At 39.5% G+C, this 26006-nt stretch carries 17 protein-coding genes; 6 read left to right on the forward strand and 11 right to left on the reverse strand.

Annotated elements, in window-relative coordinates; translation table 11 throughout:
- Nucleotides 1-15: 15 nt before the first annotated feature.
- The 7 genes from FHK88_RS09585 to FHK88_RS09615 form a co-directional block, all read right to left on the reverse strand.
- Nucleotides 16-963, reverse strand: coding sequence for a hypothetical protein (locus FHK88_RS09585; protein WP_227430515.1), 948 nt, complete (start codon nt 961-963; stop codon nt 16-18).
- A gap of 147 nt (nt 964-1110) precedes the next feature.
- Nucleotides 1111-2460: a hypothetical protein gene (locus FHK88_RS09590; RefSeq protein ID WP_227430516.1), complete on the reverse strand. Its 1350-nt coding sequence runs from the start codon at nt 2458-2460 to the stop codon at nt 1111-1113.
- Entirely contained in the window at nt 2447-3244 is a 798-nt protein-coding gene (locus FHK88_RS09595; protein ID WP_227430517.1) for a hypothetical protein, read from the reverse strand. The genes FHK88_RS09590 and FHK88_RS09595 overlap by 14 nt, the downstream gene beginning before the upstream one ends.
- A gap of 46 nt (nt 3245-3290) precedes the next feature.
- Nucleotides 3291-7334 (reverse strand): ATP-binding protein, encoded by a 4044-nt coding sequence (locus FHK88_RS09600; RefSeq protein ID WP_227430518.1) that lies wholly within the window; start codon nt 7332-7334, stop codon nt 3291-3293.
- Nucleotides 7335-7806: 472 nt separating this feature from the next.
- Nucleotides 7807-8832 (reverse strand): DUF368 domain-containing protein, encoded by a 1026-nt coding sequence (locus FHK88_RS09605; protein ID WP_264480653.1) that lies wholly within the window; start codon nt 8830-8832, stop codon nt 7807-7809.
- A 175-nt stretch (nt 8833-9007) separates the two neighbouring features.
- Nucleotides 9008-9868, reverse strand: a complete 861-nt coding sequence (locus FHK88_RS09610; protein WP_227430519.1) for a polyphosphate kinase 2 family protein — start codon at nt 9866-9868, stop codon at nt 9008-9010.
- A 64-nt stretch (nt 9869-9932) separates the two neighbouring features.
- Nucleotides 9933-12545, reverse strand: coding sequence for a plasma-membrane proton-efflux P-type ATPase (locus tag FHK88_RS09615; RefSeq protein WP_227430520.1), 2613 nt, complete (start codon nt 12543-12545; stop codon nt 9933-9935).
- A gap of 641 nt (nt 12546-13186) precedes the next feature.
- Between FHK88_RS09615 and FHK88_RS09620 the strand changes: the two genes are divergently transcribed.
- Entirely contained in the window at nt 13187-14446 is a 1260-nt protein-coding gene (locus tag FHK88_RS09620; protein ID WP_227430521.1) for an SLC13 family permease, read from the forward strand.
- Nucleotides 14447-14492: 46 nt separating this feature from the next.
- Here FHK88_RS09620 and FHK88_RS09625 read toward each other — a convergent pair whose 3' ends face one another.
- The 3 genes from FHK88_RS09625 to ispF form a co-directional block, all read right to left on the reverse strand.
- Entirely contained in the window at nt 14493-14975 is a 483-nt protein-coding gene (locus FHK88_RS09625; RefSeq protein ID WP_227430522.1) for a hypothetical protein, read from the reverse strand.
- 112 nt (nt 14976-15087) lie between these two features.
- Nucleotides 15088-15441 (reverse strand): Grx4 family monothiol glutaredoxin, encoded by a 354-nt coding sequence (grxD, locus tag FHK88_RS09630; protein WP_227430523.1) that lies wholly within the window; start codon nt 15439-15441, stop codon nt 15088-15090.
- Nucleotides 15442-15626: 185 nt separating this feature from the next.
- Nucleotides 15627-16124 (reverse strand): 2-C-methyl-D-erythritol 2,4-cyclodiphosphate synthase, encoded by a 498-nt coding sequence (gene ispF / locus FHK88_RS09635; RefSeq protein WP_227430524.1) that lies wholly within the window; start codon nt 16122-16124, stop codon nt 15627-15629.
- Between the two features lie 75 nt (nt 16125-16199).
- Between ispF and mnmA the strand changes: the two genes are divergently transcribed.
- From mnmA to gdhA, 3 genes are all read left to right on the forward strand, one after another.
- Nucleotides 16200-17396, forward strand: a complete 1197-nt coding sequence (gene mnmA / locus FHK88_RS09640) for a tRNA 2-thiouridine(34) synthase MnmA (RefSeq protein WP_227430525.1) — start codon at nt 16200-16202, stop codon at nt 17394-17396.
- Between the two features lie 60 nt (nt 17397-17456).
- Entirely contained in the window at nt 17457-17873 is a 417-nt protein-coding gene (locus FHK88_RS09645; protein WP_227430526.1) for a hypothetical protein, read from the forward strand.
- Nucleotides 17874-18195: 322 nt separating this feature from the next.
- Complete coding sequence (gene gdhA, locus FHK88_RS09650) at nt 18196-19542, forward strand: NADP-specific glutamate dehydrogenase (protein WP_227430527.1); 1347 nt, start codon at nt 18196-18198, stop codon at nt 19540-19542.
- Between the two features lie 109 nt (nt 19543-19651).
- Here gdhA and FHK88_RS09655 read toward each other — a convergent pair whose 3' ends face one another.
- Entirely contained in the window at nt 19652-21349 is a 1698-nt protein-coding gene (locus FHK88_RS09655) for an AMP-binding protein (protein ID WP_227430528.1), read from the reverse strand.
- 1737 nt (nt 21350-23086) lie between these two features.
- Between FHK88_RS09655 and FHK88_RS09660 the strand changes: the two genes are divergently transcribed.
- Together FHK88_RS09660 and purB are read left to right on the forward strand one after the other, a co-directional pair.
- Nucleotides 23087-24430: an MFS transporter gene (locus FHK88_RS09660; RefSeq protein ID WP_227430529.1), complete on the forward strand. Its 1344-nt coding sequence runs from the start codon at nt 23087-23089 to the stop codon at nt 24428-24430.
- 158 nt (nt 24431-24588) lie between these two features.
- Nucleotides 24589-25986, forward strand: a complete 1398-nt coding sequence (gene purB, locus FHK88_RS09665; protein ID WP_227430530.1) for an adenylosuccinate lyase — start codon at nt 24589-24591, stop codon at nt 25984-25986.
- Nucleotides 25987-26006: the final 20 nt, after the last annotated feature.

Genomic DNA, 26006 nt, shown 5'->3' on the forward strand with positions numbered 1-26006 from the left:
AAGGGGCAAATAATATTAAACCCCAACCACCGCCCATTCTATCGTCTTATCTTGCAAGATATGCTCTTGCATTAAGGCGATGTTATGGCTGATAAGTGTTTGATAAATGGGCTGTAATGTGGGCAGAATGGCTGTAGAGGATACCTTTGCCAGTTGTAGGCTGATTTTTTCGGGCTGATTATAGGCAGGGGCTGGATTGATAGAGCAAGCGGTATTCGAGATAAGCATATTTGGTAATAGCACCGACACTTGGCAACCTGTCTTTTTTAGTTGCCTTGTATAGTCACTTATCATCTGTAGCCCTGATAAATCCATATCAAAGCAAAGCAGTACCTCGCACTGAGATGATAAAGTGGTGAGCCATGCCAGCAGTTTGGCGATATTGTCGCCATGCCCACGATACAGCAAAACGGCATTTTGCCAGTTGGTTGGTAGGTTTTCTCGCCATTGCCACCAGTGGGTCATCAGTTGTCCATTTTCAATGATGATAAGTTTGTGCATACGGCTACCATCTAGATATTCTGGCAAGATGGTCGGCAGTACCCCAATCGGTGTGGCGGGCATGGTCAATTCAGGATTTTTTTCCGTCATTTCGGTTAAGTTTGCATTATCCATAGCACACAATGGGATATCACAACCCATACCAACGACTAGAATTTGTTGCCCAAACACTGAAACATGATTGGACTTTTCATTCTTGTTATATTTTGCAACCTCAAGGCGGTTATCCAACTGGCTAAATTCATCAGTGGTCAGTTTGCTATTGCCAAGAAAGCTGTTGCCAATCAGTTGCTCAAAGTTGGCAAAGTCTTGGGCGGTATAATGAATGGTTTTGCCAGATAGTGTGCCATAGCCTTGCTCAGCAAAGTCGGTCAAGGTTTTATTGGCTTTGATACTTTTGGGACGGTTTTTTAATAAACCTTCAATGACTTTTTGCTGTTGGATAGTTAAGGTAGTTTGCATAGGTGATACCTGTTTGGTGTTGAAACAATGACGCTTTGGCTATTTTTAATTAACTACTGGGGGAACAGTTCCCTCCACCTTTGGGGGAGGGTTAGGGAGGGGGGAGAATAATTTATAAAACACTACCACCAACTTTTATTTTTAGCATTAAACAGCATGAGCAATAATCACATCAGTCACTTTATAATTCCCTGAATAATGGGTAACAGGATATTCCTCAAACTCAAGCTGTAAAGCAGGCTCAAAAAGGCTTTGATAGGCATAATAATGATTGACCAAGCCCAACAGCCAGTCTTCAAGGGTGATTGGCTCATCATCGACCACAAAAACGGGCTGGTCTTGAGCAAAAAGTGTCTGCCATGCCTGCACCCCTGATAGACGGCTTAACCCATCATCTAAGGTCAACGCCTCAAAAAACTGCTCTATCGCCTGATAAAATGGCGACATTTCGACCTGCTCGGTTTCTTGATGGCTGACATCATCAACAGGGGTGGTACGGTCTTTATCAGTGCTGGATTGCTCACTTTGGCTTGGCAGTGGCACTAACTGTTTGGCAAGGCTCTCACCAAAATCTGCAATCACTGCCTCATGGCTGGGGTCGTCCAAATCAGGATAGGTGGTAATGTTTAAGGCGGTGGCAAGGTTAAAACATGACTCACCATGCGTTGCCAAACTGATATCTGGTAGAAAGGTAGGATTTTTAATAAAGTGTTGATACCAGTCATCGACCAGATGGTTTAGGGCTTGCCAACGTTTATCCTGCTGTAGTTGGGTGAGGTTTTGGCGAAGTTGATGCCCTGCTTGGATAAGCTCTTTAATGGCTTGGTCAAGTTTGGATTTTAAAATCCTAAGTAATAATGGCTGTAAAAACTCATCATTTCTGGCAAGAGTGGATAGTTTCTCAACATTCAGGTGATAAAACACCGCATTTAGGCTGTCAATGGTCTTTAGTGCATTTTCATTTTCACGGATACGCACGTCCAAATCAGTGATGATGTTTAGCACATTATGCACCTGATATGAAAAGTGCAATGTCGCTTGTGACAGCTCATCAATAATCTGTATCACCCGCTCTTGGATTTCGCTTTCAAAATAGTCCGTATCCTGACTGCCCCGCCGTTTTAGGGTGTGGTAAGTTTCGATTTTGCCCTCTAACTCATCAATCAGCCCTGCCAACGTTTCGCTAGAGGCTCGTAGGCGACTGGTCTGGGTGGTATGATGCACATAACGAAGTACTGAGCCTGCAAGCTGAAAGCCCTGCATTTCCTCAATCATAAAGCCAAGTTTGTTTTTTGCTAGCGATTCAATGGCTTTTTGATTATCAGCAATGTCCTCAATAAAGCCCCCATTTTCAATACTGGCATAGGTGGTAATATCAATATGCTTGAGCAAGGCTTTGGTGGCTTTTTTGCTGTCATTAGCAGGCAAATAGCCATTTTGGCTAGAGTGGCTGGGCTGACTAGATTGGCTATTATGCTGATTATCATTTGCCATCATCGCCCCCTTTTTCTTCTTCTATGACTTCTTTTTCTTCTCCTTCGACCTCTTCCCCTTGCTCGGTTGTCAATGGCGGTTTGTCCATTTCTGATTTCTCTGTTTCTTCTATATTTACTTCTTCTGCACCTTCTGTATTTGTTAAGTCCAAACTGCTTTGATAGCTATTGTGGGCTTGCTCATTGATGCTGTCATCATCTTGGTTAAAGTGCTGAAACTTTGCCAGATATTCTAGCTGGTCATAAAGTAGCGACCATTTTGCGGTGGCTTTATATATCATGCCATTTGAGCCAGCAGGGTGCAGATAGCCAGTATTTTCTAGGTAATCAACAAGGCTGTATAACTGCTTTTTTGCCTCTTTGGTTTGCCGACCGATTTTGCTGATGATATCAGCAAGCTGTAACTCAAGCTGTTTTGATGACTCAATACTGGCAAGCAACTCAGATAGATGAATGTTATCACCTGCTTGTAAGGGGCGACTGCTATCAGTAGCCCCACGCACCAGACGTAGCCACAAAATCAGCGGAAATAAAGTCAGGCTAATTTGGCTAAAAGATTGACGAATGGCTTGGCTACTTTCTTTGTCATACAGCTCAATAAAGCCCAAATATGCCCCGCGTCTGTCATTGGTAAACAGCACTTGACGGTTTAGCTTTGCCAAATAGTCCTGCAAACTGGCAAAGTTGCTCTCATCATCAAGCCAACCCATCAACGCAGGCTCGGTGATGTCATCAATGATATGCCCTTGTAATAACTTTAGGGTTAATCTGCTAAATGTCTGTGCCATGATGCACCTCTCTGGTCGGGTTATTTTGTTATATAAAGGCTAATTGTTAATTGAGGCTAGCTTTTAATAAAGGGTTGCTGGTTTGGCGAGTGGTGACTTCAAACTGACGCACCCCTTTTTTAAAGTCCAATAGGTTTTTATTAACAAAAAAGCGGTTTAAAGCAGGGCTGGCATCAGGTTGAGCACAAAATAATGTAACGTTATACTGCTCCATTAGGTTAAACAGTAGCACCGTATTTTTGCCAGAGAGTTTGCCAATTTCGTCCAATGGCCAATGAATGGTGACGCTGTCATCAGGGCAAAGATAACGAGTCATACCACAAAAGACCACAATCACCGCCAACATCGACAGCCCTGTACTACTGGCGTGCTGTAGGTCGTTGTCGGTTTTGATGGGTACTTGGCGACCATTTTCAGTAATTTGAATCGTCATCTCGACCAAAGAGTCGATATTTAAATCAATCTGCGTCTGAGCAAATGAAGTAGCGACCCGCTCAAAGCTATTGATAAATGCCTCATCAGGTAGCTCTTTACTGTTCAGTCGCCATTTTTCATAGTTATCATTAAATACCTGTAGCTCCTGCCAGATGGCGTATTCATGAATCTTTGAGGTCAGCTCAATGCGAATATCACTAAGAGCGGTAAATTCATGTTGGGTATTAATGTCTTTAGCAAGGCGATTACCAATACTTTTCACCTTACTGTTAATCTTATCTAGCACATGATAATAGTTGCTTAAATCAATGCCAATGCTATCAAATGAGCCATAAATCGACTTTTGCAGTTGTATAAAATCCTCATTCATCACCTGCTGTAATGACAACACATCGAGCAGTGATTTCACCTGCATTGATAAGCCATAACTTGCTGTGCTTTGTTCTGTTTGTGGCTGTTGTTGTCCTGTTGCTATTTTTGTTACTGTTGTGGCTTGAGAAGATGGTATCTGGTGCATTTGGCGATATTGGCTTTGTCTGTTTTGCCACGCTTTATATACCTTACTGCCCATATACTGACTCATGTCGCTATATAGGCTTTGAGCGGTGTGATAAATGCTCTCTAACGCTTTCTCACACTGGCTCACCAGTGTATCAATACTGGTTAACCAAGTGACTTCTTCACTGTCCCAGTTTATATCGGTGCTTGTTAAATAAGAGCTTTGTAAATCAGCACTGTTTATTTCAGAGCGGTTAGATAAATTGGGTAGCACCGCCAACAGACTGCGATAACTGGCAGTTTTTTGTAGCTCGTACAAATAACCGACATTCGGACGTGCTTGCTTTTGCCAGCTTTCGATACGGTCTTGTTGTGCCTGCAAATTTGCCAAGCGTTTTGCAACCTGTTTTAACTCTTGGTTTTTTTGGTGCAATGCTTGCTGTTGTTGCTGTTGTTTTTGCTCAATATCGTCATCAAGCTGAGTAATGCTATCGTTAAACTGCTCAATTTGTTGTTTTAGGTTTGGCTCTTCTATCCATTCGGTTTTTAGCCAACGCTCATATTGTCCCACCAGTTTTTCATAGCCTTTAATCAGCTCATAACGCTTGTGTAATTGCGTACATTCATTTTTAATGCTGTTTAGCGTTTGTGTATCGACACCTTTTTCTCGTAATGCTTGCTCATAGGCTTGGGTGCGTAAGGTTTGTTGTTGCTGTTTATCGGCTTTTGCCTTGCTAATGATTTGATTTTTCTCATCAATGTCATTATCTCGGCTTTGCTTAATGGCAGTGATTTTTTGATTTAATTCCGTAATAGCCTGTTGATTTTCTGCCATTTTTTGCTGTTTTTCTAGCTTATGCTTTTCGCGTAACTCATCTAGTTGCTGTTGATGTTTGGCAAGTTTTTGCGTTTGCTCATCAAGGCGTTGTTTTTGATTGGCTTGGCACTGCTCATCAAACTGTGTTTGACGCTGTTTAATCTGCTCAATATGAGCATTATTTTTGCTGATGTTGTTCTCTAGCAAGGTTTTTTGGGTATTTTTTGTGGTTAATGCCTGCTTTAGCTCATGCAACGCTTTGCTATGCTCATTAAGCTGTTGTTTGATTTCATCATAAGCTCGCACCTGCTCATCAATACGTTGACGCAAAGCAAGGTCATCACTGGCAAAGTCAGGAATATCAATGGGGTCAAGGTTAAGGTTTAAGCCATAAAAGTTTGGCTCTTCAACTCCAGTTTCGCCAATTTGCCAAATGGGGTTTAAGTCGGTACGGTGAATCAGGCTTGGGTCGATGACTTTGGCGATGGTTTGTTGCCATGCACTATTTGCACCATTTCCATGTGTACTGTTTTTATTGCCCTTTAACACCGATAACAAACTATTATCTTCAGGGTTTAGTTGTCGCTCCAGCTCTTTGATACGGCTTTGGATACGTTGAGCCAGATTGTCGTCATCATCTGCTCGTTTTTGCTGACGGGCTTGTTGTTTTTCAATCTCTGTAATATCCGCTTGTAGTTGCTTAATCTCTTGATACCATTGACTATTTTTGTGATTGGCTTGCTCAAGCTCGGTGATAAGTTGTTGTTTTTGTGCCTCCTCAGTATCGCTTAATACATTGCGTTTAATCATCTCAATGGCAAGCTCAATGGGGCGGGCTTGCTGTTGTCGCTCCTGTATTTGCTGTTGCTGACGCGTATTTATCTCTTCTAGTTTATTTTGATTAACCGCCTGCCGTTGTTCTCGCTGACTCTCAACATGGCTAATCTCTGTATCTTTACGCTTACGAATCTGCTCAATCTGTGAATTTACCCGCTCTGTGGTTTGGGCAAGTTGGCTTTCTAACTGACGTAGTTTGCTTTCATAATCCTGTGTTTGCTTGGCAAAAGATTGCTGTAAATCAGCCAGTAGCTGTTGTTTACGCTCATATTCATGTTGATATTCGTCAAGGTTGGATAGTGCTTGGCGTTTATCATCAATTTGCTGATTATGATAATACTGCTGTTCTTTATTGAGCTCTGTCAGTCTGCGTTTGTGCGTATCCAGCTCAATCTTGGTCTCACTTAACTGGCGTTTTAGTTGCTCAATTTGCTGATTATGACTCTCTTTAATCTGGTTATACTGCTCGGTTAAGTTGTCTTTAAGCTCGCTTAACTGTTGCTGATGTGTGCCAATCTTTGCCAAAGACTGCTCGCTCACCTGCATATAACTGTCAAGCTCTACCCAGTTTTGCAATAGTGCAAGGGCTTGCCCGTTGGCTTGCTCGATACTGTGGCGGTGTTGCCCAAAGGCTCGTAGTGAGCGTAAATCATCAATCAGTTGATGATTTTTATCATAAGTGGGGGCTTGCTGAATGCTGATTTCATTTTTTAAAAAGCAGTCCACCAGCATGGTTTTAAACTGTGCCAATAGCTTGTCATGGCGTAGTACCACCGATGTTAACGCCCCCAGATGACGCACTCGCTCTTTGGCAAGTCCATACATTCTTGGATATGCCAGCAGTCCTGAGTTTTTATTATTGCGTTTACGCAGGTTTTGATAGTCATTTTGAATGATGTCACGATAGTCAATGATGTTATCTATCTGGTTGCTGACGGTAAAATTTTGGTCTAATGACAGCTTGAGCAAAATCTCATGACTAGATAAGCCATCAGCAAATAAATGTGCCAAATCAGGGTGAAAAATGGTGTCATCAGCCCGCCCTTTGATAAAGCGGTAAGCATATTTGCTATCGTTGCGTTTGCGGTACAGACAGACACAATAATGCTCTGGCTGGTCTTGACTGTTGCTCTGACTACTATGAACACTGCCTTGTGCACGCGTATATTCAAAGATAATAAGGCTTTGATTGGACGGCAAATAATATTCAATAAAGCTGGATTTATTGCCTGCTCGCGTGATGAGTTTGTTTGGCTCTTGCCCATAAAAAATCGGGATAAGATTTAAAGCAGAGGTTTTGCCTGCCCCGTTATCGCCCGTATTATTGGTATGCCCATCACAAACGATACGGGTACGTTTACCGCGAAAATACGAGTCATGCAAGATGATGGCGGTTAAGCCAGTGCTGGGCTTGGGGATGGTTTGTGACGAAATTTGTGAGGAAGTTTGGGTGTCATTGTTCATGTTATTTTGTGTGCTGTTATTATCCATCGTTGTTCTCATATATTGTGTTGCTATTAGATGATAGTTAAAGAAGACTAGAGTAGATATAAAGTGACCAAATACTAACAAATAGAGCAGATAGTATGGTAAGTGAGGTTAGCTCTTTAACTATAGGGGCTGTTGAACTTTCACCACGTTAGGATAACACCTATAAGAGATACCGTTATTTTGTACTTTCATGTAAAAATTGGCTAAATTTGCCTTATTCTACGTTAATGAACTTGTTAATATCTCGATATTACCTGCATTCATTGCCTTGACTAAGACAAATTTTTCTCAATTTTTCCTATGAAGATGAATGTTCAACAGTCCCTAAAGACAAGGTTATTATGGCAACTTCATCGCATAAACAAAAGAGCTTAACATCACCTATACGACATTCAATGTCGCAAGAAAATAGATTAAGCTCAAAAAGAGGTTTTGTTTAATTGAGTTTGCTTATTTTACCTAGCAGATTTTAGATTTAGCGATGCTATTTATGTGCTTTGGTTTTTTGTCCCCACCATGACAAGACTGTAACAGCAACAGCACCAATAATAATTAATATCAGTGATACACTCCAATGTATGATTTGCCCATTTTCAGGCTGAGTCGCCATGATATTAAAGTATTGCCAAGGGGCTAAATTACCCAAAGATTCCGTTCGCCACGGCCATATTTTAACCAATGAACCAGCAATAAAACCGGTTAATAGTGCCAATGTGCCTTGATAATAACGCTGTAATAGCCACTTAAGCAGTCGAGTAAAGACCAGCAAACCTGCTACCATCCCTGACGCCACACTAAAAATGACTGAAAAATTCCAGTCATGCACTGCCTGCAATACAGCATCATACGCCCCAAGTAACAACAAAATAAATGATCCTGAAATCCCCGGCAATATCATCGCACAAATAGCAATTGCCCCAGCAAAAAATAAATAAGGCAAGCTAGGTGTCGCCCCTGTATTTAATATCGGCGCTTGGCTAATAAATACTGCCAATACAGCACCAATCACAAACAATGATACCCGAGCCACAGTCCAGCGTTTTACTTCGGTTAATAAAATAAATACCGTTGCAATGACCAGCCCAAAAAAGAATGACCAAATTAATAAGGGCTGATTGTCCAATAAATATTTGATTGCCCCCGCTAAGCTAATAAAGCTAGTAGCAATGCCAGCAATCAAACATAGTAAAAAAGTCGCATCTACCTGTTGCCAAACTGCCTTAATACCACTAGCCAAGCCATGTTGTTGCCAATGCTGTCGCAATAATGGAATCAGTCCAATACCAATTTGACTTAACGCATTAATCAGACGCTCATAAATACCTGTGATTAAGGCTATCGTCCCACCTGACACCCCTGGGACAATATCTGCCGACCCCATTGCCATTCCTTTTAGATACACGGCAAATAGCTGTTTTGGGCTATTGGATGGACTCTGGATAGGCTGGATGGACGGGTGGGCTATTGTATCTTTAGATGAATCTGGAAGGGTTGGCTCAGATGTTGCCATATTATTTTATCCTTTGATGGTAAAGGGTTTTTAAGCTTAAATAACTTACTGAAATTAGGGTCTGTTGAACATTCATCTGCATAGGAAAAGCAGGATAAAAATTCAACAGACCCTAAATCATAAAGCGAATTATGGCATAATTTGCTACAGATGGCATGGATATAGTCAAAGAAAGCTACGTGCCTGTTTTATGTTTCTTCGCTTGCGTTTTTGCCTGATGATATTCTTGGCGGATTTTATCTAAGTCCACGCTAGGCTGTGGATATTGTGGGTGCATGGCTTTTAATGTATCAGCAAGGATTTGTGACACCACAAGGTTGCGATACCATTTGTTATTGGCAGGGATAACATACCACGGAGCATCTTTGGTAGAAGTTGCTGACAGTGCGTCTTCAAAGGCTTGTGTGTAATCGTCCCACAATAGACGCTCGCTATAATCCGAGTCGCTAATTTTCCAGTTTTTGGCAGGATTATCAAGACGCTCAGCAAAGCGGTTAAGCTGTTCCTCTTTGCTGATATGCAAAAAGAACTTCACCACTTTGGTATTATTATCAGTGAGCAATGCTTCAAACTCTTTGATACGTTGATAGCGAGCTTTGCAGGTCGGCATGTCGATAATTTTATGCACTCGAGTCACTAATACATCTTCATAATGTGAGCGATTAAACACCGCAATATCCCCATGTGCAGGTGTATGTGGGTGTATCCGCCATAAAAAGTCATGTGCTAACTCTTCAGCAGTAGGCTGTTTAAAGCCAGTCACTTTTGCCCCTTGGGGATTTAGGGCATTGATGACGTGATTAACTGTACCATCTTTACCCCCAGCGTCCAATGCTTGCAAAACAATCAGCAACGATTGCTTTTTTTCAGCATAAAGTTTGCTTTGCCATTTTGCCAATTTTTTGCAGTAGTCTGCTGTTTTCTCTAATGCTTTTTTTTCACTATAGCCCCCTGTATCACTGGGGTCAATGTCGCTCAGTTTAAGTTTTTTACCTTGTTTTACTTGGTAATTTTGATAGTTATTATCTTTACTCATGGTTTATATTCCTTCTATTGTTATTACTGTTATTAATCGTTAAGTAAGCGTTAAGGTTGCCAACTTAGGTTTTTGTGGTATGGCTTATACTGGCAGGGTTTAGTGATATATTCACCGTAGCGATGCTTTTTTTATGTTGCTCACTGCGATGGTTAATCATTTTATCTGATACTTGGCGAATGGCATCAATGATAAACATCCAGATAACATCGTATAAACAGACAAGGATAACCATTTCCCAAGAGATGGCTTTAATAAACCAGCCAAAACCACACATGGCAATAGCGATAACTTGGGTAATAGCGATTGCTCCAAATAAAATACCAGCAGGGTAAGGACGCTGAAAAAACCAGCCTTCAGAGCGGGTGATAAATAGCAGTAAATGCCCACCAGAAACTAACTGTAAAAACATGATGGTTTGCAGTTCTGCTTCACTAGCAACGCTAAACCATGAGTAAGTATCTGGGTGATGTAAGGCATTAAAGCCAAAGACCAGCAATACCACCGATTGAATGACCGAAAAAAAGCCGATAATGCCTGATAAAGGCAGTAATTTTTTCATTTCCCAATGGATTGGTTGTTTGCTAATTGACGTGTGGTCGTAGGCGATAGCCATAATCGGCACATCATCAAGTAATGAAATAACCACAATCATCACAGCAGTTAAGGGTTGGAAATTAAGAAAAATAGACGAAATCACCACCAAAAACATAATCGACATGGTCAAAGCAACCCGATAAATAGTGTAACTGGTGATTCGAGCAAAAATTTGCCGCGCCTCATTGATGGCAGTATTAATCACTGATAGCCCCGGTGCGGTCAAAATTAAGGCAGCCGCGCCACGTGCAGCATCTGTAGCCCCTGATACAGCCGTGCCACAGTTGGCTTGCTTTAATGCAGGGGCATCATTGACCCCATCACCTGTCATGGCAACGATATGCCCGCGCTGTTGCAGTGCTTTAACGATGGCATATTTGTGTTCAGGAAACACACGAGCAAAGCCATCTGCTGCCTCGATTTGGTCAGCAATGGCTTTAGGAACATTATCAGGGTCCATGTCTTTGGGGAATACATCTGAGGCAGTAAAGATATTCGTTCCCATGCCAAGCTGGCGGGCAGTTTCAATGGCAATGGCAGTATCATCACCCGTAATCATTTTTACCTTCACACCTTTGGCATTTGCGGATTCAATAGTGGCTTTAGAATCATCACGTGGTGGGTCAAACATCGGTAAAATACCCAGTAATGACCACGTTTTTCCGCCATCTTCTGAGCGTGCCACACCCAACGCCCGAGAGCCTTTGGCAGCAAGCTCACTGACCGTTTGATTGACCTTATCAATCACCTCTTGAGCAGGTTTTGCCAAATCCACCATCACTTGTGGCGCCCCTTTACTCACCATAAATTGCTTGCCTGCTGAGTCAGTGATGATCGCCTCACTGCGTTTGCCTACAGGGTCAAATGGGGTGAATTTTTGTATGGTATAGGCTTTGGTGGCATTGGTATCGCTAAGTGCATCAATCACCGCCGTATCAATGGCATCATGGTCTTCACTACGTGAGGCTAATGCCCCTGCAAGGATACAATCTTGTGCATCCTTGCCTGCAATAAGCACAGGTGTACCAAGTTTGAGCTGGTTTTTGGTCAATGTGCCTGTTTTATCAGAGCATAAAATATCTACTCCCGCCATCTCTTCAATGGCGGATAATTTTGACACAATTGCTTTTTGTTTGGATAAATCCAATGCCCCTAAGGCAAGGGTAATGGAAAAGACAGTTGGCATTGCCACAGGAATTGAAGCAACCAATAATACCAAGACAAACTGCAAAATAGAAAGCCCATCGTGCATACTCCACGTGTGAGTAACCACCATGTCATGATATAGGCGGAAGGCGACCATGATGGTTGCCAAAATCACCGCAATAATGATTAAGAAGTTACCAATTTGAAACATCGCTTTTTGGGCATGGCTGGCAGAGCCTGCATTGGCAACAAGTTTAGCAGTACGTCCAAAAAAGGTATTTGAGCCTGTGGCAATCACCACTGCTTCCATTTCACCTTGCTTAACGATACTGCCTGAATACGCCTCATCACCCACTTTTTTATTCACAGGCAAGGACTCACCCGTTAAGGCAGCTTGGTCGATACTGGCAAAATCGCCTGATAATAAACGAATATCAGCAGGCACAATCATACCCAAACGAATTTTGACAATATCCCCCGGAACTAAGGTCGCAGCATCAATGTTTTGCCAGTTGCCATCACGTTTGGCTATTGCTTCAGGTGCAAGTCCTTTTTTTAGCGCAGATAGTGCATTTGAGGCTTTGCGGTCTTGCCAAACTTCAATGGCAACGTTAAATAATAACAAGGTGGTAATAATGGCAAAATCTTCCCAATGCCCAATAATCGCTGAAACAATCGCTGCTGCCTCAATCATATAAGCGATAGGCCCAGTAAAGTGTTTTAGCAACTTATGAGCAAAACTTTCTTCTTTTTCGGTCAGGGCATTGACCCCGTATTTATCAAGGCGTGTTTTTGCTTCTGCTGCTGTCAACCCTTGCTCAGGATTGGTATTGAGTTTGCTGATGACAGTATCAATGGGAGCTTTTTCAAGGTCAATAGAGGTTGAAGCTCCAGTAGCATCAGGCATTTTTATTTGTTGTTTTACATCATCCATTATCTTCTCCTTATTATGTAAAGTATAAACACGCTACATTGTTATATTGTCATACAAAAATTATGTATTATTTATAATAAATATATTAGGTATGAGCTTGAGTATATATTTGTATCACAAAATGAGCAGACAACTGCATTAGCACTACAAAACTGATTTTATAACTCATAAAGATTTATTCTTAAAATAATAAATAGATAAACGGTTTATATTTTTTTAGCCTATTTTTAATACTACAATTTTTATATAAAACATTTCAATTTGTTGTTTTTGTTGTAGTTTTTACCAAAACCCTTATCATAAAACCACTACATATAATCCAGTTTTGTATTGAGCTGACCATATTTATACATGTTATATCAAGCGATATAAGCAACAACAGCTACTATATAATTTATCATATTTTAATATGACAATTGACTAGGAATATCTATTCAGTTTATTGTAGAATTCAAAGACTGTGTTACTAGCACCAATAATATAATTAGCTTAATAAACTCAATTCACTCATATTTATAATAACGAATAGCAATCATCAATGACTATAAAAAATAGGCATTAATATAACTAATATTATTCAATCTTCCTATTTCTTTAGCAAGTCATTTTTTTAATAAGATTTAGACTTAGGATATAAAAATATGGATGCTATTATTCATCTTGCCCCACATACTTTGCAAATGACCACATTGGTTATCTTCTGTTTGACTTATCTTGGTATTGCTATTGGGCGTATTTATGGTTTAGCACTTGATCGGACAGGTATTATTTTGCTGGGTAGCATTGCCATGCTGGCGGTTGGCAGTATTAGCTTAAAACAAGCAGTTGATAGTATCAGTGCCCCTTCAATGATTTTATTATTTTCTTTGATGGTGATTGCTTCACAATTACGACTGGCTGGCTTTTATCATCGAACTGCTATTTTTATTGCACAATATTTGGATAAACCTGCGGTTTTCCTTGCCATATTGATGGCTTCATCAGGATTTTTAGCCGCCTTTTTAAATAATGATGTGGTTTGCTTTGCCTTTGCACCTGTTATTGCCCAAGCCACCCTCAAAAAAGGTTATAACCCTGTACCTTTTTTGATAGCACTTGCTCTTGCCAGCAATATTGGTTGCACATTAACCACCATTGGTAATGCACAAAATGTCTTGGTAGGGCAACTTGCACACCTTGATTTTGGAGCATATATGGCGTGGGTAGCAACACCAGTATGCTTAGCAATGGCGGCAGCTTATATTGTGGTATATTTTTTAGGACACAAGCAATTTCATCTACCAGAAGGCAAAACACCCAGCCCTACCATCACGGATGATATGCCATTTAATACATGGCGGACAACCAAAGGGCTTGGCTCTTTAGCTATTATTGTATGCTTATTTTTTACTGACATACCACACTATCTGGCAGCTTTAACGATGGCAGGGTTATTATTATGTAGCCACCGCTTAAGTAGTAAGCAGGTATTACAAGGGGTGGACTGGCAGTTACTATTGCTTTTTACAGGACTGTTTGTGGTGGTTGGTGCATTTCATCAATCTGGATTGGCACAACAAGGGGTAGAGATACTAACTCGCCACCATATTAATTTAGATAATCCATTTACTCTTGCTATTACCAGTGGCGTATTGAGTAACTTAATTAATAACTCAGCAGCAGTGATGCTATTGGTTAATGTTACCGACTTTAGTAACCCTGTGAATGGTTATGCACTGGCATTGTCAAACTCTTTTGCGGGTAATATGCTGTTAATTGGTAGTATGGCAAATATTGTTGTGGTGCAATATGCTGCTAACTTTGGTATCAAAATTAGTTTTGCTGAATTTGCAAAATATGGTATTCCAACCGCATTTGCCTCATTTGCCATCTTATTAAGCTGGATGTGGATTATGCAATAAGTCTTACCAATAGCATCCTCACTACTTAATCACTACTTAATCAATATCACTCACTCAATGGTACAATGCGGTCTTTTTGTCCCCCTACACCACTGGCAGTTATTTGGCTACCGTAGCCTTCAGGGTTATTGTGTAGATACTCTGTCATGGCCTGTATTGCTGACACATCACCACTATCCATAATTTTTGCTTTGATGGCATCGACAGGTGGCAGGGGTAAGTTTTTTAATAACGATAAACACTGCATGATATCACCGTTAGTAATCACTAACTCAATTAACTGCCGAGCATCAATGGGTAAATCTGCGGTGCTTTGTGCCATCAACGCCAGATGATATGCTCCTGTTGTATCTTTGTCTGTCAAAATACGCTGCTCAATGGCTTTATAAGTTGCTTCTGTCGCCCCACCTACCACACTCAGCAGATGAATACACTTTAAAGCTGACCCTGCCTGAGTATTCGCCAGCTCAATCAGTTGTTTAGAATGTTCTTGTAAGTGTTTTTTACGTTGCTCAAGCTCATGACTCATTGCTTTAATCCTTATACAAACGGCAAAATAAAAAACCTAAGTAATGAGTTAGCTCACTACTTAGGCTAAGGGTTATCTAGGGGTTATTAATCTTCCATCTTTGTAGAGAAGATTATACCGCAGGGCTATGCTCTTCTACTAAAGGCTTTAACTCACCTGACTGATACATCTGTAAGATAATATCCGAGCCACCCATTAGCTCACCATTAATCCAAAGCTGTGGGAAGGTTGGCCAATTTGCAATTTTTGGCAACGTTGCACGGATTTCAGGATTTTCCAAAATATTAACAAAGGCAAAAGGACGACCAATTTGTGTTAATACTTCAATTGCACGCGCTGAAAAGCCACATTGTGGGAATTGTGGTGTGCCTTTCATATAAAGCAACACTTTGTTTTCTTCGATTTGCTTACGGATAAGCTGTTCAATGTCGTCAGTTTGTACATTATCTTGTGGCTGTTCGCTCATATTGGCTCCTTAAATTGCAATACTTTATTGATTAAAAAAAGAGATTGAGAATAAGCACTGCCTGACAGCTTATCGCTTATCTTATATCTTCCTATTTTTCTTTTAAATGGGGTAAGTCGCACAGAATACAACCCCTACCCTACATCTATGGCGCTTTTTTATCGCACTAAAACACTGATTTCTGGTTAACTGTCATCTCGTTTGACTAACAATACCACTGCACTTGCCATAATACCTTCTTGCCGACCAGTAAAACCAAGCTTTTCTGTGGTCGTGGCTTTGATGCTAATATTATCAATACTGGTTTGCAAATCTACAGCGATATTTTCACGCATTGCTAAGTTATGAGGTGCTAGTTTGGGACGCTCACACATCACCGTAATATCAGCATTGCCAATATCATAACCCAATGCTTGCACTTTACCATACACCTCACGTAGTAGTATACGTGAGTCTAAGCCTTTATGTGCCTCATCTGTATCTGGAAAATGCTGACCGATATCCCCCAATGCCAGCGCCCCTAATAACGCATCTGCCAAAGCATGCAATATCACATCACCGTCAGAGTGCGCCAGTAATCCATGAGTATGCTCAATCGGCACACCTGCCAACATCACAAACTGATGAGCCTTACCATTATTATGAAACGCATGCACATCAATGCCTTGTCCAATTTTTATCATACCTGCCTTTATCATTTTTTACCTATCAGTGTTATAATTCCTCTAAATTTTACCACAGCTACAAGCCAAATATTTATGTCTGAATCACAATATTCCAACCTTTCTCCCTTAAACTTAGCCAATATCAGCAATCCTGCCGAGCATCGAGTAATCGTCGGTATGTCTGGTGGTGTGGACTCGTCTGTCTCTGCGGTGTTGTTACAACAAGCAGGGTTTCAAGTCGAAGGGCTATTTATGAAAAATTGGGAGGAAGATGACGGCACAGAATATTGTACTGCCATGGAAGATTTGGCTGATGCTCAAGCCGTCTGTGACAAAATTGGTATCAAACTACATACAGCAAATTTTGCCATGGAATATTGGGACAGAGTATTTGAACATTTTCTAGCCGAATACCAAGCAGGACGCACCCCCAATCCAGATATTTTATGTAATAAAGAAATCAAATTTAAAGCATTTTTAGACTATGCCATGACCTTAGGTGCAGACTATATTGCCACAGGTCATTACACTCGGCGTAGTATCGCCTATCAAAATAGTGAGGGTGTAGAAGTAGCGCAACTCTTACGAGGGCTTGATAATAATAAAGACCAAAGCTATTTTTTACATGCAGTTGGTGGCGATAAAATCGCAAAAACACTGTTTCCAGTTGGTGAGCTAGAAAAACCAGAAGTGCGTCGTATCGCTGAGCAGTTTGACCTTGTTACCGCTAAGAAAAAGGACTCAACTGGTATCTGCTTTATTGGCGAACGACGTTTTAAAGACTTTTTGCAACAATACCTGCCTGCTCAACCCGGTGATATTATCACCGATGATGGCGTGACTATTGGGCGTCATGATGGACTGATGTATTACACACTGGGGCAACGTGGCGGAATTGGGATTGGTGGTGTCAAAGACCGCCCTGAAGAGCCTTGGTTTGTACTGGCAAAAGACTTGGATAATAACCGTCTGATAGTGGGTCAAGGTCATGAACATCCAATGATGATGAGCCATAGCCTTGAAGCTTATAAACTGGACTGGGTCGAGCGTGTGCCACCTGTACAGATTTTTACAGCAGAAGGGCTGGCTTGTCACGCCAAAACGCGCTATCGCCAACCTGACCAATCTTGCCGAGTTTATGCAACCAATGACTCTGGAAGCCAAATTCGGGTTGTATTTGATGCGCCACAACGTGCCGTTACACCCGGTCAATCAGCCGTATTTTATATGGGTGATATTTGTTTGGGTGGTGGGGTGATTAATCAAATTGATGCCCCTACCTCCATTTAAATATGATTAAAGCCAAAAATATATAGTCAATCTAATATAATTTCACCACAAGGCAACCGAGTGAAGATAGTACAATTAGTACATCGAATGAGGTTAACACCGTGGTGGATTTATATTAAGCAGACTATACAAATAGAGCATGATTTTGAAGATGAAAGCTTATATATCATCACTTTTTGGTTAGAAAATGACCCACTCCGCTATTTATGCTTGGCAAGGGACTACTCTGAAAATCCCAATCAAATTTATATTGAGTTTCTTGACCAAATCTATGGCTTTGAAACCAATAAAGCCAAGTTTCTTTTAGAAAATCAAATAATGCACCACTCATTCACCCTATATTTAGATAGAGAATTAGACTTCCTTAATTTACATTTTCTTAATAATGACAATAAAATTACTATCCAGTTAGACACTTGTGACCTCTCCGCTATAACAAAAACTTTAGCAAAAATATTTGATGGCTTAGTTTATTAATCCAAACTATTTTTTATAAATCTTATATACTTAAAATTCTATAAAATAATGATACCCTTTTTTTATTTAAATAAAAATAATAAATTTTTGTAATTTTTTTATAAAAATAGCTGACTAATCTTATTAAAAGTCAACATTATTATAAATAATAACTAAACTAATTAGTTTATTATAAACCTTTGTATTTACTAAGAAAAGTTCACTTTTTAGTAACATAAATCAGTAGCCTAAATAAAATTTTTCAACGATAATAAGAGTTGCTCTTAACATATGTTAAAGCATATTAATTTTGGTATCTGCTTCAAATAAGGAGAACAAATATATGAGTATACAAGAAGTCATTCAAACAATAGAAAATCGCTATCCACACCAGCCTGAGTTTATCCAAGCAGTAAAAGAAGTTGCCAGCAGTATTGGTTCTGCCTATGACAGCAACCCTAACTATGCCAAGCTTAAAGTTTTTGAACGCCTAACTGAACCTGACCGTATTATTAATTTCCGTGTCAACTGGGAAGACGATAATGGCAATGTACAAATCAACCGTGGTTGGCGTGTGCAATTTAGCAATGCCATTGGTCCCTACAAAGGTGGTCTTCGTTTTCACCCAACTGTCAGCGAATCTGTCTTAAAGTTTTTGGGTTTTGAACAAATTTTTAAAAATGCCCTAACTGGTCTACCAATGGGTGGCGCAAAAGGTGGCTCAGACTTTGACCCTAAAGGTAAGTCTGATAATGAAATCCGCCGTTTTTGTTATGCTTTTATTCGTGAACTACATCAATATATCGGTAAAGATATGGACGTTCCTGCTGGTGATATTGGCGTGGGTGGTCGTGAAGTTAGCTATATGTTTGCCATGTACAAAAACCTTACTCATGAATATGAAGGGGTACTAACAGGTAAAGGCGTTGGCTTTGGTGGTAGTCTTATTCGTACAGAAGCCACAGGCTATGGTGCTGTTTACTTCCTAGAAAATATGATTGCCGCTCAAAAAGACACCATGGTAGGCAAAAAAGTACTTATCTCTGGTGCAGGTAACGTCTCTTTGCACGCTGCTGAAAAAGCGACCATGCTTGGTGCAAAAGTGCTTACCGTATCAGATTCTAAAGGCACACTTTACGACCCAGAAGGACTCGACCAAACCAAAATCGACTGGTTAAAAGAACAAAAAGCACAAAGAAAGCCACTAGAAGAATATGTGCAAAAATTTGGGGGTCAATGGTTAGCAGGTGAAAAACCTTGGCAATTTGATGCTGACGTTGCTATGCCATGTGCTACTCAAAACGAAGTTGATGAAAATGATGCCAAAAAACTGGTGGAACATGGCGTAAAATATATTGTTGAAGGTGCAAATATGCCTTTAAACATTGCTGCCATTGATTATGTACGTGAACATCAGGTGCATTATGCACCCGGTAAAGCTGCCAATGCTGGCGGTGTTGCTGTATCTGGGTTAGAGATGTCACAAAACTCTGTTCGCCAATACCGTACATTTGAAGAGCTTGACCAGCAGCTAAAAAATATCATGAAAGACATTCATGACAATGCTGCTAGTGCTGCCAAAGAAAATGGCTATGGTGATGACTCTTATATTGACTATATGTCTGGTGCAAACATTGCTGGCTTCAAACGTGTTGCTGATGCCCTAGTCGCCTATGGTGTATTAAATTAATTACCCATAATGAGTAGATTGCTCAAATTAACTTTTATTTTTTAGTAATAAAAAAGGGTTGATTACTTATCAATCAACCCTTACTACAAACATTCAATATCACTAGACTTTAAACAGACTGTGTACCATGATCTGCTTCGTGTTGCTCACGTAGTTTTTGACGTAAGACCTTGCCAACATTTGACTTGGGAAGCTCATCTATAAACTCAATATATCTTGGGCATTTGTAACCTGTCAGATTCTCTAAAGCAAACTCTCGGATTTGCTCTTCTGTCACAGATTCATCTTTGCGTATGACATAAAGCTTTAATGACTCCCCTTGACGCTCATCAGGCACACCAATCAATGCACAATCTATAACGCCTGAACACTCTGACATCACAGCTTCAACCTCATTAGGGAAGACATTAAATCCTGAAACCAATACCATATCCTTTTTACGGTCTAACAAAGTGATATAACCTTGCTCATCCATACTCACGATATCACCTGTCTTAAAATAACCATCATGCGTAAATACAGTTGAGTTGTCTTGGTTTAGATAGCCTGATGAAACATTAGGACCTTTGATACATAGCTCACCTGGCATACCAAAATCTACTTCATTTTCATCATCATCACGGATAGTGACATCCACACTAGGTAGTGGTAAACCAATAGTACCATTATATTTTTTGTCGGTTACGATGTTCGCCGTACCAACAGCAACGCCTTCGGTCATACCCCAACCTTCAATCATAGGGCAGCCTGTTACCTCAAGCCACTCTTTGGCTGTTTGTTCATTTGCTGCCATACCACCTGCTTGGGTTACAGTCAAATGAGAAAAATCTAACTTTTTAAAATCAGGCTGACGCAACAATCCCTTAAATAACGTATTCACACCTGGAAAGAAATGGAATGGCTGTTTTGATAATACCTTAATCATATCCGGCATATCTCTTGGATTAGGAATTAGAATTAAAGTATATCCTGCTCGTATGCCAAGTAGTGCTAACATAAAGGCAAAAATATGATAAATAGGCAAAGCCATCACCATATTAATATAGACATCATTAATCTTTTGTGTGGCTGGGCGAGACCATGCTTCAGAGGACAAAGCAGCTGCAATCAAATTACGATGAGATAACATTGCTCCTTTTGATAGTCCAGTTGTCCCACCTGTATACTGATAGATAGCAATATCATCTTGAGTTGATTGGGGTGGAATAAAAGTATTAGATTTACCAACTTTTAAAACATCTGTAAATTTATAAACTTTATGCTTTGGATTATCCAAATTATACTTAGGTACTAATTTTTTGACATTACGGATAACCATATTGACCAAAAATCCCTTAATACCCATCAAATCGCCCATTTTGGAGACGATAATATGCTTTAAAGCAGTCTCATCAACGACCTGTTCTAAAGCTTGAGCAAAGTTATCAATTAAGAAAATTGTCTGAGCGCCAGAATCAATGAGCTGATGCTTTAGCTCTCGTCCTGTATAAAGCGGATTTATCGGAGTACAAATATATCCTGCTCGTAATATACCTACCATAATAGGTAAATACTGAGGTGCATTTGGCATCATCAGAGCAACAACACTACCAACAGGTATATCTTTAAACTGTAACCAAGATGATACTGCATCAGCTAGTCTATCAACTTCTGCATAAGTGTGAGTAACTCCCATACAAGTAGTCAATGGTAAGTTACGATAACGTGCAAAGCTTGCGTTAAGCAGTTCTGTAACATTATGATAGGTATCGGTATATATGCTGTCTGGCACACCTTCTGGATAATGTGCTGTCCAAATTTTATTCAAATTTGCCTCCCTTTTTTCAAAGCAAAAAACTATTTTGTATAAAAATCATACACTGCAATATAAGCAAGCTTTATTCTTAAAAGATAAATATAGTAATAATACTAAATTTAAAAGTATTCTTAAATTAAATTATACCTAGCTTCTGTGCAATAATAAAGAAAATAAAAAAATAAAGTAGATAAATAATACAAGGCTTCCAAGGTATGACTCTTGATAAAACCAGAAACTGTAATGACTCACTATATACAGCTAAATACAGACAAAATATAGTACCTATAACCACATCATCTGTCATAAATGCTAATTAGCTATTTTATCTATCAGTATAGCACCAGTCCCCTTCATATCAAGGCTCGTTATGTCTTACATCAAGTATATTACTAATAAAAGATTAAAGAATTTCAATACTGAGCAATGAGTTAAGCTCAGTACTGTCATATCAATATATATCAATGATACGTCTTTTTTATACTGCCAATCGGTTAAATAATATACTTTTGACAACTATAAAATAAAAACAATATTCACTTTATGGATATTATTTGTCATTTTTTATACTAAATTTTTATAATTACTTTGTTCTTATGATAATAGCCAATTCTATTAAAAATTATTACACTAAGATTAATCATAAATTAATAATATTCAATGAGTATATAAACCTTATTTCATCTACCATTGGTTAACTATCACTTTGAGTGCATAGCTCTTCTATGGCTCTTTCAAAAAACACTGTTGCTCAGTAATGGTACTACTGTCTTCTCGCTCAACTCATAAACTTAATCAACTTATCAGCACATACTGACTTAATACAACATTCTGGGTAATCATTCATCTTAATAGTTTTTTCATTATCTATATTTTGTGTATTCGTCCCTTGTTACTCTATCTGTTCTACATCCACTGACGGTAGCACAAAGTTTTGATAGGCGCTATCAAGACTTGATTGGTTTGATTGATGAGTTATTGTTTGTGAATAGGCTTGTTGTTCATCCTACAAAAAACTATTCATTTTCTGTTTATCATCATAAGACAGGTTAATAAATAACCAACAAGCAAAGTAACAATAACTGTAATAAAAATTAAGGTTTTTCATAATAATTATTATATAGTCAATACCCTTATGCTTATTGGTTTTTAAAACTAATCTAAAATACACAAGTAATATTAATAACTTTCATAAATGACTACGATTCATACTAACTTCGAATATCGTTAAATTCCAAAGTTAGTGTTTATATACTGCCCTTATTACCATACCATACACACCCTATAAGTTTTTGACTCACCATGGTTTATCTTACTCATAGCATATATACAGACTTTAACAGTTGCATAGACCATATTACATCAGACTTACGCTTGAATCTCTACAGGTGTAAATGGCTCTTTTTAGGGTTAGCAGTATGTTTTATACTTGACTACTGCTTACCATCTCCACCACCTCCATATAAGATTAACAGACATGACCAATATGAACGTAGTTATTAAACCTTTTCTATAGAACACGCCCTACGCTAAATTAAAATTTAATATAAAATAAATTTTTTATAACCTATAGTATACTATTAGTTTTGTAAATATTAACAATATAGTTTTTACAATTTCTTGATATATTTCAAAAAATACAAAATAATAAAAGTAAGGTACAATATAATATAGTAAATAACACCTCTTTCTCACTCTATCTACTGATACTCTCATTTGCCTATGCTCTCTAGCACTCAAGCCAAATATTTGCCATATATATTAGCAACTGCTTTATTTGTGCAGATATTGCATGGTGCAATTATTCATACAGCATTGCCACAGATTGCAGCCGCTTTAGGCGAGTCCACCCATCGCATGCAGTGGGTAAATATCAGCTATGTATTAGCCATGGCAGTGTGTATTCCCATCAGTGGTTATATGGCGGATAAACATGGTACAAGGCGTATATTTTTAATTGCGGTCTTTATTTTTTGTATTGGCTCGCTATTGTGTGCTATGTCTCATAATTTGTTTTTTTTGATTGTCTCCAGAATGGCTCAAGGTGTGGGCGGGGCGATGATGATGCCCATTGCTCGGCTTATTCTCATTAAGTCTTATCCACGAGAAAAGCTGTTATCCATTATGAATTATGCCATCTTGCCTGCCATTATTGCACCATTTGTTGGACCTATTTTGGGAGAATATGTGGTCAAATATGTCAGCTGGCAAGCTTTATTTTTGATTAATCTGCCTCTTGGTATGTTGGGGCTTATTTTAGGTCGCTGGTTGATACCCAATTTGTATGAACCTGTACAAAAGTTTGATTGGCGTGGGTTTTATTTATTTGCAATGGCTGCCTTTCATTTTCATTTGTCTATTTATCTAATATCTCGCAATGAGCTGGTGATTTATGCCACTTTAGAAGGATTATATGCCTTTGTTTTGGTTTACCGTTATGTTAGACATGCCCGTAAAGCTGACTATCCTTTATTTCCATTAGATTTATTTGCCTTGCGTACCTTTCGTATTGGCTTAATAGGTAATTTTTTAACACGTTTAGGGGTTAGTGCTATTCCGCTATTATTGCCGTTATTGCTACAAGTTAACTTTGGCTATTCAGCCATTGAGACGGGGTGGCTATTGGTAGTGGTAGCATTGGGAGCTATTTTGATTAAGCCTTGGCTAAAAAGCATTACCAAGCGGTTAAGTTATCGTAGAATATTGGTGTTAAACACCACAACTTTGGGATTATTAATTATTATTTTGTCACATTTTCATCAAGGCATTTCGTGGCTTTGGTTTATGCCAGTTTTGCTGTTGCTTGGGGTATGCAGTGCGATACATTTTAATACCATGACGACCATTACAGTGGGCGACTTATCTACTCAGCAAGTCGCCAGTGGTAATAGTTTGCTGTCTATTAATCAGCAATTTGCGGTCAGTTTTGGTACGCTTTTTGTGGTGATAACATTGCATATTTTACAAGATAATAAAATCATGCATGGTCTTGCAAGTTTTCAGATGATATCTTGGATATTGGGTGTGGTCACCATTTTATCAGGTTTATACTTTTTACGACTTCAACCTGATGATGGTAAAGGCACGTATTAAATACTTTTAATTTTCAATATCACCAATATCGGCTTACTTGCCAGCGTCACTATTAATAGAGTTTGTTATAATGTCGCCGTTATTCAAACCCTGTCATACTTTTTGGCAAATTTTACTTTAAAATTTTAATTGCTTTATATTAATAAGGATAACTTCTTATGTTAACTCCCCTAACCGCCCTATCCCCCATTGATGGACGCTATGCCAGCAAAGCCGACAGCCTACGCCCCTTTTTATCAGAATTTGGCTTAATCAAAGCTCGCGTTACCGTTGAGATTCGTTGGTTACAAGCCCTTGCTGAGCGTAGCGACATTGCTGAGCTTGCCCCATTTGATGATGACAGCAATGCTTTTTTAAATGCCATTGTTGATGACTTTAGCGAAGCCGACGCTCAAGCCATCAAAGACATTGAAAAAACCACCAATCATGATGTTAAAGCCGTTGAATACTTTATCAAAGATAAATTTAAACAGCATGCCCCATTAAGCGACAGTTTGGAATTTATCCATTTTGCCTGCACCAGTGAAGACATTAATAACTTATCTTATGCGTTAATGTTAAAAGATTCTCGTGAAGTGTTGGTCGCCAAAATGCAACAGCTTATCGACAGTATCGTAAGCCTTGCCAAAACTCACGCCAGCCAACCCATGCTATCACGCACTCATGGACAAACTGCCAGCCCTACCACGTTGGGCAAAGAAATGGCAAACGTCGCCTATCGCCTAGCCCGCCAGCTAAAGCAAGTACAACAAGTTGAATTATTGGCAAAAATCAATGGTGCAGTAGGTAACTATAACGCCCATTTATCTGCTTATCCGAGCGTTGATTGGCAAGCTCATGCACAAGCATTTATCAATGAGCGTTTAGGCTTAACCTTTAATCCTTACACCACCCAAATTGAACCGCACGACTATATCGCCGAATTATTTGACGCAGTAAAACGCTTTAACACCGTATTGTTAGATTTTAACCGTGACGTTTGGCAGTACATCAGCTTAGGATACTTTAAGCAAAAACTAAAAGAAGGCGAAGTTGGCTCATCAACCATGCCTCATAAAGTCAATCCGATTGACTTTGAAAACTCTGAAGGTAACTTAGGACTTGCCAATGCCACCATGGCACATTTGGGCGAAAAACTGCCCATCTCTCGTATGCAACGTGATTTATCCGACTCAACGGTACTGCGCAATATTGGCGTTGGCTTTGCCCATAGCATGATTGCCTATGACGCTTGCTTAAAAGGTATTGGCAAATTAGAGGTTAATCCTGAGCGACTAAATAGTGACCTTGATAATGCCCAAGAAGTGCTTGCTGAACCCATTCAAACAGTGATGCGTCGCTATCGTGTCGCCAACCCTTATGAGAAACTTAAAGCCCTAACTCGTGGACAAGCAATGACTCGTGAGGCGATGTTGGCATTTGTTGATAGTGATGAATTGGCAGAAGTTAGCGATGAGGATAAAGCCCGTTTACGTGAGCTTACCCCTGCCACTTATATTGGTAATGCTGAAGCTCAAGCATTGGCGATTGAGGAATGGATTGCGAAGTTAGGTTAAGATTAGTGTAATAATCTTGT

The organism is Psychrobacter sp. I-STPA6b, assembly GCF_020662265.1.
GTDB lineage: Bacteria > Pseudomonadota > Gammaproteobacteria > Pseudomonadales > Moraxellaceae > Psychrobacter.